This window comes from Pedobacter hartonius (genome assembly GCF_900107535.1).
In the GTDB taxonomy this organism is placed as follows: Bacteria; Bacteroidota; Bacteroidia; order Sphingobacteriales; family Sphingobacteriaceae; genus Pedobacter; species Pedobacter hartonius.
The window spans coordinates 34106-47103 of sequence record NZ_FNRA01000002.1; the positions used below are offsets into that span (position 1 = coordinate 34106).

The 12998-nt window shown below is 43.3% G+C and carries 11 protein-coding genes; all 11 read right to left on the reverse strand.

The window, feature by feature from the left end:
- Positions 1-5: 5 nt before the first annotated feature.
- Complete coding sequence (locus BLW16_RS03630; RefSeq protein ID WP_090555233.1) at positions 6-2090, reverse strand: vWA domain-containing protein; 2085 nt, start codon at positions 2088-2090, stop codon at positions 6-8.
- Between the two features lie 75 nt (positions 2091-2165).
- Complete coding sequence (fabG, locus tag BLW16_RS03635) at positions 2166-2909, reverse strand: 3-oxoacyl-[acyl-carrier-protein] reductase (protein WP_090555234.1); 744 nt, start codon at positions 2907-2909, stop codon at positions 2166-2168.
- Between the two features lie 90 nt (positions 2910-2999).
- On the reverse strand, positions 3000-4055 hold the full coding sequence (locus BLW16_RS03640) for an agmatine deiminase family protein (RefSeq protein ID WP_090555235.1): 1056 nt from the start codon (positions 4053-4055) through the stop codon (positions 3000-3002).
- Complete coding sequence (locus BLW16_RS03645; protein WP_090555236.1) at positions 4039-4914, reverse strand: carbon-nitrogen hydrolase; 876 nt, start codon at positions 4912-4914, stop codon at positions 4039-4041. Before BLW16_RS03645 ends, BLW16_RS03640 begins: the two co-directional genes overlap by 17 nt.
- 94 nt (positions 4915-5008) lie before the next feature.
- A complete protein-coding gene (locus BLW16_RS03650) occupies positions 5009-5218 on the reverse strand; it encodes a cysteine-rich CWC family protein (RefSeq protein WP_090555237.1) in 210 nt (69 codons plus the stop codon).
- Between the two features lie 77 nt (positions 5219-5295).
- Positions 5296-7674, reverse strand: coding sequence for a ribonucleoside-diphosphate reductase subunit alpha (locus tag BLW16_RS03655; protein ID WP_090555238.1), 2379 nt, complete (start codon positions 7672-7674; stop codon positions 5296-5298).
- Positions 7675-7791: 117 nt separating this feature from the next.
- The gene (locus BLW16_RS03660) at positions 7792-8763 is read right to left on the reverse strand and encodes a ribonucleoside-diphosphate reductase small subunit (protein WP_090555239.1); all 972 of its coding nucleotides are present in this window, start codon (positions 8761-8763) and stop codon (positions 7792-7794) included.
- Positions 8764-9140: 377 nt separating this feature from the next.
- The gene (locus tag BLW16_RS03665) at positions 9141-9536 is read right to left on the reverse strand and encodes a septal ring lytic transglycosylase RlpA family protein (RefSeq protein ID WP_090555240.1); all 396 of its coding nucleotides are present in this window, start codon (positions 9534-9536) and stop codon (positions 9141-9143) included.
- 115 nt (positions 9537-9651) lie between these two features.
- Positions 9652-10119 (reverse strand): methionine-R-sulfoxide reductase, encoded by a 468-nt coding sequence (locus BLW16_RS03670; protein WP_090555241.1) that lies wholly within the window; start codon positions 10117-10119, stop codon positions 9652-9654.
- Positions 10120-10269: 150 nt separating this feature from the next.
- Positions 10270-11142, reverse strand: coding sequence for a succinate--CoA ligase subunit alpha (gene sucD, locus BLW16_RS03675; RefSeq protein ID WP_090555242.1), 873 nt, complete (start codon positions 11140-11142; stop codon positions 10270-10272).
- Between the two features lie 85 nt (positions 11143-11227).
- Positions 11228-12997 carry an ABC transporter ATP-binding protein gene (locus tag BLW16_RS03680; protein WP_090555243.1) on the reverse strand — a complete coding sequence of 590 codons (1770 nt, stop codon included), beginning with the start codon at positions 12995-12997 and terminating at the stop codon, positions 11228-11230.
- Between the last annotated feature and the right edge of the window lies 1 nt (position 12998).

A 12998-nucleotide genomic window follows, 5' to 3' on the forward strand; every position in this document is an offset into this window, starting at 1 on the left:
AGGTGCTATAGCGCTCCGTTTCTTTTTCGTAAAAACCATTCCGCACTGAGCAGTATAAGGATCAGTACAAACAGCCATTTGAAGTTGACCAGTTCCTCATACTTACGGTCTTCATAACTCAGGGTCTTCATCTGCGGGCTTTTTATCATTTCTTCCTTCAAGGCCCCTAACTGATCCGGCAGGTATAACTTACCATTTGTCTGCCTGGATAGCTGGTACAGGAGCTGATGGTTGGCCACGGTCTGCTGGAATTCTGCAAGGAGTGCATTGATAAAAAACGAACCTTTAGCAACATATTTCTGTGTACCCAGGGTTGTACTTGCCACGTAGCTGTAGTTGCCCGGCGGCAATATACCTGCATCGAGCCGGTAGGCCGACTCAAATTTAGAGAAGCTGAAGTGATAAGCCTTACCATTTTCATCATGGAGCTGAATGCCCGCGTCAGCAGTGTTTACAGCAATATAGCTGTCATTGTATAAACTTGCATTGATCAGAATGTGTTCATTTTCATCAAATGCCTGTTTAGCTTTGCGCACTATAAACTTTCTTTTATCATCCCTGACAGAGAGATACTGTACAATTTTATTCATCAGTGAGGTAAATACGGGCACTTGTTCATTCTCCCTGGCCTCCGAAAATTTCCATTTCCACAATCCTTCTCCAATCAGGTAACCCAATTTACGGCCATCCATATTTATAAAGAATAATTGCGGGTCGCTGCTGCGGAGTTTCCCCCTGCGCTGGTTTAAAACGGCCTTGGAATCTCCGGATACGCTCAACTGTCCGGATGGCGCCTGCAGCGGATCAAAATTTTCAATGATTTTTGCAGAGGCAGCATCCAGGTCAAAGACAGATGTGCCGGTATTGATATCACTGTAAGTATATACCAGGGCTCTTCCGCTGGCTGCGATATTCACATTGTTTTGCAACCGGTTAAACTGCCCGATATTACTTTGCGCTCCCACGATGTACCAAAGGGGAACTTTGGTCGCCCGGGCCTTATTCATAAATGCATCTGCATCGTAGGAAAGGGCGGGTAGCTGATAGAGAATAACGAGTCCGTATGATGCAGGATCAATACGGTTCAGCTGTTCTCCTGTAACCAGAGACACATCATTGTGCTTATTTTGTGTAATAGCTTCTCTCAGCGCCGCAAGGTCAGGGTGTGGCCCCGCAGCAGCGATCAGTATTTTCTGCCTGTCGTCAATCACTTCCACGATCACGCGCTGACTGTTGTTCTTCACAGAGATTTCATCTTTTACCGGAGAAAGGCTCACTGTATACTGGTGGATACCCAGTTTCGATGCTTTCAGTGAAACCGGTATATTCTTTGAAAACTGATTTCCGTTCAGCCGGATCAGTTCTTCATGAAGCTTTTCCCCATGCTCAGTGACAGTAAGTTTCGTTTCTACTCCTGCACACTGGTAGGCATCTGCCTGAACTTCAATTTTGAAATCATTATCCAGGTAAACCAGCTCATTGCTGTTCACATTAGCGATCAGCACATCTTTTTGTGCCACGGTGTCACCCATAGCAATGGTATAAACAGGAGCCTTTAGTGCTGCAATATCTCCGGCAGGATTCCCTCCTCTGTTAAAGATCCCGTCAGTGGCAAGAATCACAGCCCCTACATTCCGGTTCATCAGTTCATCGGTCAACTGGCTGATTAAAGCAGCAGCATCGGTCAGCTTGCCCTTATAGCTAAAATCAAGTCCTTTACTGACATGATCGCCAAAGGAATATACTCTGACATCATACTTATCCGATAGCTCTTCCCTGAGCCGCTGAAGAGCTTTCCTATACTCTACACTATCAAATCCTGCAGGTACTACCGCAGCCACAGATTGCGAATTATCCTGTGCAATGACTATTATAGGTTTCTCCAATGTATAACTTATCTGTCTGATCAGCGGCGAAAACAAAAGCCATAAAATAAGCGATACTGTGACTGCCCTGAACACGGCCAAAGATATTCTCAGTGATCTTTCCAGAACGGAAGACCGTCCATACAGCAGCCAGGCAAAGAAAACTCCCGCCAGTACACAAAAGAGAAGTGCTGCAAATGAATTAAAATTGAATGAATTGCCCATTGCCTGAAAGTAAAGATGCAAAAAAAAAGCGTCAGGGAAAATCCCCGACGCCTGTATGTGATTTCATTTCTGCGCCTATAACATACCGCCGCAAACCGACAATACCTGTCCGGTAATATATGAACTCATGTCTGAGGCCAGGAATACGCAAACATTTGCTACGTCTTCAGGCTCTCCGGCCCTCTTCAGCGGAATTCCTTCTTCCCAGCCTTTTACAACCTTAGGATCCAGTACCTCTGTCATCTCTGTGCGGATAAAACCGGGAGCAACAACATTGGTACGGATATTTCTTGATCCCAGCTCTTTGGCTACAGATTTGGAAAAACCTATGATACCAGCTTTAGATGCCGCATAATTTGCCTGACCGGCATTTCCCTGCACGCCTACTACTGAACTGAGGTTAATGAAAGATCCTTTGCGGTTTTTCATCATGATTTTGGAAGCTGCTTTCGTAAGGTTGAATACAGACTTCAGGTTAACGTTAATGACATCGTCCCAGTTCTCTTCGCTCATGCGCATCAGCAAACCGTCTTTAGTGATACCGGCATTATTTACAACGATATCCAAGGTGCCAAATTCAGCAACAATATCACTGATCAGTTTTTCTGCTTCATCGAATTGGGATGCATCAGATCGGTAGCCTTTAATTTTGGTTCCGTATGACTGCAGTTCGTGTTCAAGGGCTTCCCCTTTTTCCACTGAAGACAAATAGGTAAAAGCAACATTTGCCCCCTGTTCAGCAAACTTTTCAGCAATTTTACGGCCTATCCCTTTTGAAGCACCGGTTACTAATGCTGTCTTTCCTTCTAATAATTTCATCTGTTTAGTTTATGTTTTTTCGAGTTACTTATTGTTCGTTAATGGTTCTCAGGTCACCTCCGGCGGCTAATTGTAAGATAGAGCCTTTGATTAAATAGCTGGTTCCTGCTGGCTCAGACAGTGAAAACTGCCTAAGCCCCAGATAATATCTACTGAGTTTATACCAACAACCTGTCTTTCCGGAAACGCCTCACGTATAATCTTTAGTGCAATAGCATCGTTAACATCGCCAAATACGGGTACAATAACTGCTGCATTGGCAATATAAAAGTTAGCATAAGAGGCTGGCAGCCGTGTATCCTCATGGATTACCGGTGAAGGCATGGGCAGCTCAATAATATTCAGCGGCATGCCATTGATCAAACGCATCGCTTTCAGCTCTTCGAGATTTTCTTTCAGCAGGATATAATTATCATCCAGCGGATTGGATTCCACCACTGTTAAAACGGTATTTGGGTTTACAAAACGGGTAATGTCGTCGATATGCCCGTCAGTATCATCGCCAACAATACCATCGCCTACCCAAAGCACCTGCAGGGCACCATAACATTCCTTCAGGTATTCTTCTATCTGCTCCTGGTTCAAATGAGGATTCCTGTTTTCGTTTAAAAGACAGGCCCTTGATGTCAGGATCGTACCGGCGCCGTTAAATTCAACAGAGCCGCCCTCCATCACAATACCGGGATTAAATACCGGCAGCTGAAAATGATCGCCGATCCTTGTAGGAATCACATCATCCAGCTCATAAGGAGGGTATTTATTCCCCCAGGCATTATAGTCCCAGTCTACAATCACCTTTTTCTGATCAGATGCAGGATTGACCAGAAACGCAGGTCCGTGATCACGGCACCAGGCATCGTTACTCGGATTAAAATAAAATTCAATCTGATCCAGATCTGCTCCGGCTTCCGTCAGTTTTGTGATGGCAAAAGCTTTGGTAGCTTCATCATTTACATTGATCCTTACCTTCTCTCCTGTAGCAACAACCTTGATGAACTCGCAGTAAGGTGCATAGATGGCGTCAATTTTACCGGGCCAGGAAGCCTCCTTATGAGGCCATGTCAGCCAGGTAGCCTCATGTTTTTCCCATTCTGCCGGAAAGCGGTAGCCGGCTCTCCTCGGCGAGTGATCAAATAGACTCGTCATCAATATATCTTTTGGTAATTTGTGAATAACTGTCAATTCTCCTGTCACGTAAAAAAGGCCAGTGTGTCCTGTAGCTGTTAGACAGGGTCAGGTCCAGCTCTACAACTTTTAATTCTTCTTTATCATGTGAGGCCTGGTACAGCAGAGATCCGAACGGGTTAGATACAAATGATCCGCCCCAGAAAGAAACACCTGCTTCTTCACCAACACGGTTGATGCTTACTACCGGAACGCCATTTGCGATTGCATGTGAACGCTGAATGGTCTGCCAGGCATTGTATTGTTCTGTATTTGTTCCTTCGTCCTGTGTAGTTGCCCATCCGATAGCGGTAGGATAAACCAGGAAATCCGCACCCATCAACGCCGTCAAACGGGCAGCTTCAGGATACCACTGGTCCCAGCAGATCAGGACGCCAATTTTTGCATATTTGGTGTTGAATACCTTATAACCGAGATCGCCCGGAGTAAAATAGAATTTCTCATAAAAGCCGGGATCATCAGGAATGTGCATTTTCCGGTATTTACCTAAGTAAGTACCATCAGCATCCAGAACAGCTGTTGTATTGTGGTATAATCCTTCGGCCCTTTTTTCAAAAAGGGAAGCAACAATCACTACATTGAGTTCAGCGGCAACGGCAGACAAAACATCTGTTGAGGGGCCGGGAATAGTTTCTGCAAGTTTAAAGTTTTCGTAATCTTCCTGGTCGCAGAAATAGAGCGATGTAAAAAGTTCCTGCAGGCAAACCACCTGTGCGCCCTGTGCGGCGATCTCGCGGATCTTTACAATTGCTTTATCTAAATTTTCTTGTTTGTTACTGGTACAGCTCATCTGCACCAATCCAACTTGTACTTTAGCCATTCTATGAATTTTTGTGGTGCAAAGTTAAAGAAAATATCGAAACCTATATTTTTCTATATAAACGTGTATAGAAAATATAGATTTCTATAATAGACTACCTTACTGATACCAGGCTATCTTTATATTCCTGCTGCAATTCAAACAGGCATTTGGCGCAGAGACAGCTGTCATAGTGCTCACTGATATACTGCACCTCGTTCAGATCGAGATGCACCACGCTGCACTGGCATTTTGTGTAAGAATTGGCCTTACACTCTATTGCAGAACCGCAGCGCTCGCAGGGTATGATTTCGTGCTTGGCCATTTTCAGATGCTATTAAAATACAAAAGTACGGTAAAATCAATTACCGTACCTATACACATAATTTTATGAGATTTAGATTATCCTGAACAGCTTACGCAGCCGTCTTCCATAGAACAAACGGGGCCGTCAGTGATTTCTTCCACTACCTGTTCAATTACTTCAGGTATTACCGGCTCCATGTTTTTACCAGCCTGATTCTCTACTGTAAATTTAACTGCCTGAGAAGCTGCCTGAGTACGCAGGTAATACATACCGGTTTTCAAACCTTTCTTCCATGCATAGAAGTGCATTGAAGTAAGTTTAGAGGTATTTGGTGCGTTGATGAACAGGTTCAGTGATTGCGACTGGCAGATATAAGCACCACGATCGGCTGCCATATCTATGATGCTCCGCATTTTGATCTCCCAAACTGTTTTATACAATTCTTTAATATAATCAGGGATTTCAGCAATATCCTGCACAGAACCGTTGGCCAGGATGATCCTGTCTTTCATTGCCGGTGTCCACAAGCCTAAAGAAACGAGGTCTTTTAAGAGGTGTTTGTTTACTACAACAAACTCGCCGCTCAATACACGTCTGGTATAGATGTTAGAAGTGTAAGGCTCAAAACACTCGTTATTTCCAAGAATCTGTGAAGTTGAAGCAGTAGGCATCGGAGCAACTAACAGAGAGTTGCGGACACCGTCTTTCACTACTTTAGCACGCAGGTCTTCCCAATTCCAGCGGTTACTTGCGGGTTTTACATTCCACAAATCAAACTGGAACTTCCCTTCTGACAGCGGAGACCCTTTAAAGGTTTCGTAAGCACCGTCTTTCAGGGCAAGATCATGAGAGGCAGTCATTGCAGAGAAGTAAATCGTTTCAAAGATCTCTTTATTCAGTTCTTTTGCTGCGTCACTTTCGAAAGGCAGACGCATCAGGATAAAAGCATCAGCCAATCCCTGCACACCCAAACCCACAGGCCGGTGGCGCATGTTAGAATACCTTGCTTCTTCTATTGGATAATAGTTATGGTCAATTACCTTATTCAGGTTTAAAGTAGCCTGGTAAGTTACATCATATAATTTCTGGTGATCAAATTCTCCGTTGATTACAAACCGTGGTAAGGCCAGGGAAGCCAGATTACAAACAGCAACTTCATCTTTAGAGCTGTACTCCATGATTTCAGTACACAGGTTAGAACTTTTGATCGTTCCTAAATTCTGCTGATTTGATTTGCCATTTGCAGCGTCTTTGTATAATAAATACGGTGTTCCGGTTTCAATTTGTGAATCGAGGATCGCAAACCATAATTCCTGTGCTTTAATGGTTTTACGGGCACGGCCTTCTTTCTCATAACGCTCATATAACGTTTCAAATTCTTTACCCCAGCAATCAGCCAGTCCCGGTGCTTCATCAGGGCTAAACAAGCTCCATTCGCCGTTATCTTCCACACGTTGCATAAATAAATCGCAGATCCAGAGTGCGTAGAACAAATCACGCGCACGCATCTCTTCTTTACCATGGTTTTTACGCAGGTCAAGGAAAGAGAAAACATCAGCATGCCATGGTTCCAGGTAGATGGCGAAAGCACCTTTTCGCTTGCCTCCACCCTGGTCTACATAACGCGCTGTATCGTTAAATACTTTCAGCATCGGAACAATACCATTGCTGGTTCCATTTGTTCCGCTGATATAAGCGCCCGTAGCTCTCACATTGTGAATACTCAACCCGATTCCGCCGGCACTCTGCGAAATTTTTGCGGTTTGTTTCAGGGTATCATAAATACCTTCGATACTGTCATCCTGCATCGTCAGCAGGAAGCAGGATGACATCTGAGGTTTTGGTGTACCCGCATTGAACAGCGTAGGGGTCCCATGTGTAAACCAGCGTTCGCTCATCAGGTTATAACTGGCGATTACGCTATCGATATCATCCTTGTGAATACCTACAGCCACACGCATATATAAATGCTGCGGACGTTCAACGATGATCCCGTTTATTTTCAGCAGGTAAGATTTTTCAAGTGTTTTAAACCCGAAATAATCGAATCCGAAATCCCTGTCATATATGATTGTGCTGTCTAAAATATCGGCATTTTTCTGAATTACCTCCCAAACATCATCAGCAATCAGTGAGGCTGATTTATCAGTTTTAGGGTCTACATAGCGGTATAACATTTCCATCGTTTTAGAAAACGATTTGGTCGTATTTTTATGAAGGTTTGATACCGCGATCCTGGATGCCAGCAGTGCATAATCAGGATGTTTCGTGGTTAAAGAGGCGGCAGTTTCAGCAGCAAGGTTATCTAATTCTGATGTTGTAACACCGTCATACAAACCTTCAATTACTTTCTTGGCTACATCTATAGGATCAACCAATTCAGCATTAAAGCCATAACACAACTTTTCGATGCGGGCAGTGATCTTGTCAAACCGCACCGCTTCTTTGCGACCATCTCTTTTTTCTACAAACATATTTTCTTAGGGTTTTATATTGCTTATTCAGTGCTGTTCAAGGCAACGCCCAACATTGGCAATAAATTTTAAATTATTTAGTTCATCAATACTTACCGGCAAGGGCAGCTGTAAATATTAAAAATCATCATCCAGCGAAAAAGCCGAAGCTTTATCTTCTGATGAGGTAAGTACTCCACTTTTCTGGTAATCACCAACACGTTTTTCAAAGAAATTGGTTTTACCCTGCAAAGAGATCATCTCCATGAAATCAAACGGGTTAGTGGCATTGTATATTTTATCATATCCAAGTTCTGCAGACCATCTGTCGGCTACAAATTCTATATACTGGGACATTAACTTGGCATTCATTCCAATCAGCGCCACCGGCAATGCATCCGTAACGAATTCCTTTTCTATCTCCACAGCATCTTTGATAATACCATGTACCGCTTCCTGGGAAAGTCTGGTGTTTAACATTTTGTAAAGCAGGCAGGCAAACTCGCAGTGCATGCCCTCGTCTCTTGAGATCAGTTCATTGCTAAAGGTTAATCCCGGCATTAACCCACGTTTCTTCAGCCAGAAGATAGAGCAAAAACTTCCGCTGAAGAAGATCCCCTCAACAGCAGCGAAAGCTACGAGGCGTTCTGCAAAGTTTCCGCCGTCAATCCATCTTAAGGCCCACTCTGCTTTTTTCTTTACACAGGGAACTGTTTCAATGGCATGGAATAACCTGTCCTTTTCTGTTTCGTCTTTGATATAGGTATCAATCAACAACGCATAGGTTTCGGAGTGGATATTTTCCATCATGATCTGGAAACCATAGAAACAGCGTGCTTCAGGAAGCTGAACCTCGCTCATAAAATTAACAGCAAGATTTTCGTTGACAATACCATCGCTGGCAGAGAAAAAAGCCAGGATATGGGAGATAAAGTGACGCTCTCCATCATTCAGGTTGTCCCAGTGTTTCTGATCGTCGGAGAGATCTATCTCTTCTGCTGTCCAAAAACTAGCTTCACTCTTCTTGTACATTTCCCAGATTGCCGGGTACTTGATTGGCAACAGGACAAAGCGATCTTTGTTCTCTTTCAGTAATACTTCTTCTTCCATGGGTATATTTTAAATGATGTATGATGTAATAGCGTCGAGATTCCTGCAAACCCATTATCATCGGCCTTCATTACCAAAATCAAAAAGATTAAAATAAATAGATTTATTATCTAACGTTAAACAATTAAATATTAAATCCTTAGCCAATAATATATTGGTGAAATTCTCAGGATTCTTGTTAAACAAATATAAACTTTGAGGCTTTTAAACGTTAGCAATAGTTGTTAACAAGAGGGCGTAATTATCCACACTCAGGGGAAAAAATTACCGATAAATTACTTTGTAAACTTGTTATTGATTTTCTGTTGCCACATACTGCCGTGCAGCAAATGTTAATAACATTTGTAAATCTGACTTTATAGCCTGAAAATTCAATATTAAGAGGGGTTTCCGTAGCTGATGGAGACCTGGGATTGACCCTTGTTAAAAAACCCAAGTTCTTTGGCCGCGCCTTCAGAAACGTCAATAATATAACGCTTGCTATGTGGCCCCCTGTCATTGACCTCAACTTCTACAGATTTTCCGTTGGAAAGATTGGTAACAGTGACAATTGTTCCCAGGGGAAGGCTCATATGAGCACAGGTAAATTTTTTAGCGCGGTACCTTGCACCGCTGGTAGTTCTTCGTCCTTCAAATTTTCTATGGTAATAGGTTGCGAGTCCTGTTTTTATCCGTGTTACAATATTTGTGCCGGTGGCCGGCTCCGTTGGGTCTGACTGTGCGTCAACCTGAAAAAACACGAACATACTCAATAAAAGCAAACAATATTTCATATTTAATTTTGCTGGTGAACTGCCAAAGATATATAAAAAATACCCAAGCTTCCAAACAAAAAATGCCCAATGAGCTGATCATCGGGCATTTATGCGGTTTACGGGTCTTTAGACCCTATTTATCGGGAACAAAATTCATTGAAACTGAGTTGACACAGTTACGTGTATTTTTTGCTGTAAACCCCTCTCCTAAGAATACATGTCCAAGGTGTGCTTTACAATTTGCGCATACAATTTCTGTACGCGATCCATCCCCATCAGGGATCCGGATCACGGCACCTTTGATCTCATCATCAAAGCTCGGCCATCCGCATTCTGATTCAAATTTCGACTCGGAACGGTAAAGCGCCGCATTACAACGTTTGCAGGTGTAGGTACCTTTCGCCGTATTGTTCAACAGTTTCCCGGTACCCGGATATTCCGTTCCCTTGCGTACAATCACATCCTCCTCTTCTTTTGTTAGCTTATTCCATCCCATAGTTCCGGTAGTTTTAGTGGTTTTCTCTTTGTCCTGTTTCTGGGCACAGGCTATGAGGCCGGTCATCATGACAAAGCCCATGATTAAGATTAATTTATTGATCATCTGTCGGTGTATTAGCTATTATATACGTTTAACAGCAAAACTCAGATTTTAGCGTGCCTGTTAGACAAATTGACAATATCTTGATGTGCATAGCAAAAAAATAAGGCTCCCCAAAATGGAAAGCCTCATTTAATATAATGATTAGAAGGATTATTTTTTCAGCAGGTCTGCCATAGCCTGTCCGATTTCAGCCGGACTTTCTACTACGCGGATACCACATTCAGCCATGATCTTCATTTTTGCAGCAGCTGTATCATCAGCACCACCAACAATTGCACCGGCATGACCCATTCTGCGGCCCGCGGGAGCAGTTTGTCCGGCGATAAAGCCTATAACCGGTTTTGTACCATTTTCTTTGATCCACAGTGCAGCTTCAGCTTCCATACCACCGCCGATCTCACCAATCATGATGATACCTTCAGTTTCAGGATCGTTCATCAGCAGTTCAACAGCTTCTTTAGTAGTTGTTCCAATGATTGGATCTCCACCGATACCGATAGCTGTAGTAATACCTAAACCTGCTTTTACTACCTGGTCAACAGCTTCATAAGTCAGCGTACCTGATTTAGAAACTACTCCAACGGTACCTTTTTTGAAGATAAAACCTGGCATGATACCAATTTTAGCCTCATCAGCAGTGATCACTCCCGGACAGTTAGGACCGATTAAACGGCAATCTCTTCCGGCAATATATTCTTTAACCTGAATCATATCCTTTGTAGGGATACCTTCAGTAATACATACAATAACTTTAATTCCAGCTTCAGCAGCTTCCATGATGGCATCTGCAGCAAATGCAGGTGGAACAAAGATGATAGATACATTCGCACCAGCCTGATCAACCGCATCTTTAACCGTATTAAAAACCGGTCTGTCTAAATGAGTTTGTCCGCCTTTACCAGGTGTTACCCCGCCAACTACGTCAGTTCCGTATTCTATCATTTGTGAAGCATGGTAAGTACCTTCATTTCCGGTAAAACCTTGTACAATTACTTTTGAATCTTTATTTACTAAAACACTCATGTATCTATAATTTTTTATGCAAATCTAAGATTATTGCATGGAATGCCAAATGCATTTCAAACATTAATGAAAAGAAACAAGAATGCTACTTAGCGATGCCCTCAGAATGAAACTGCAGATCATAAAGCCGTTTATAATAACCATCTAACTTCAGCAGTTCCTGATGGTTGCCGGTTTCCATGATCTCACCTTTATCGAGCACAATGATCTGATCCGCCTTTTGTATAGTGGACAGGCGGTGGGCAATCACAATGGAAGTACGCCCCTTCATTAGTTTATCGATTGCCGTTTGTATCAGTATTTCGGTTTCCGTATCTACGGAGGAAGTAGCCTCGTCCAGCACCAGGATGGAGGGGTTATAGACCAGGGCCCTGATAAAGGAGATCAGCTGGGCCTGCCCGGCTGAAAGGGTAGCCCCCCTTTCCATCACATTATACTGGTACCCACCCGGAAGCCTTTCAATAAAGTCATGCGCCCCAACTTTCACCGCAGCATCAACTACCTCATCCATGGTAATCTGAGGATTATTCAAAGTGATGTTGTTAAAGATGGTGTCAGAGAACAGAAATACATCCTGAAGTACCGTGGCAATGCTGGTTCTCAGATAACTCAGTTCATACTCCTGGATATTGACCCCATCTATCTTAATCTCGCCTTTCTGGATCTCATAGAACCGGTTCAGGATATTGATCGTAGAAGATTTTCCGGCACCGGTAGCCCCTACCATAGCAACGGTCTGCCCGGCCTTAACATTAAAACTAAGGTCTTTCAACACATAATTTTCATCGTTATAGGCAAACCATACTTTATGAAAGGAAATATTCCCCTCCATTTTTTCGGGTACATAAGTCCCCTTATTGATTGTCCTCTCATCTGTATCAAGCACCCTGAAGACACGTTCTGCACCTACCATACCCATCTGCAGCGTATTGAACTTATCTGCCAGTTCCCTGATCGGCTTAAAAAGCATGCTGATGTACAAGATAAATTCTGCTATTGTACCCGGGGTAACGCCGAGTGGTTTAGCAAGAATGCTCTTTGCACCATACCAAACCAGCAGGCCCAGGCACATTGCTGAGATCACTTCTACAACCGGGAAGAAAATAGAATAATACCAGTTGGAACGGATGTTGGCATCACGATAGCGCTTGTTAATCTTTTTAAATTTGAGGTACTCCTGCTCTTCCCGTGCAAAATACTGAATGATCGAAATTCCGGTGATATGCTCCTGCAGATAGGTGTTCAGGTTAGAAACCTCTGTTCTTACTTCCTGGAAGACCGCCTTAATAGAGCGTTGAAAGATTGAGGTTGCAATGATCAGCAGCGGCATGGGAAGCAGTACCATCAGCGTTAAAGCCCAGTCCGCGTAAAACATGACCCCGATAATGGCAATGACCTGCAGAATATCTCCTATGATCACGATCAGCCCCTCAGAAAAAATGTCAGAGATCGTTTCCAGGTCGGACACTGTACGTGTAATGAGCTGACCTATGGGTGTTTTATCAAAATATTTCAGCCTCAGGGTAGTGATGTGATTGAATACGTTGATCCTCAGGTCACGTATGGCTGACTGGCCAAGGGTATTTGTCAACAAGGTATGGCTGTACTGAATCGCACTCTGTAACACCAGCAACACAAGCATAACAATGGTCATCACCAGCAGGCCATGGTACTGTCCTTTCAGAATATAATTGTCCAGCGTATACTTAATCAGGAAAGGCCTTACCGGCGCAACGATGGCAAGTAATATGGTAAGGATAACGGACCAGATAAATATCCCGCGGTAAGGCTTTACATATTGAAAGATTCTTTTCAACAGGTTTACATTAAACGCATCACCGGTTATTTTAGACATA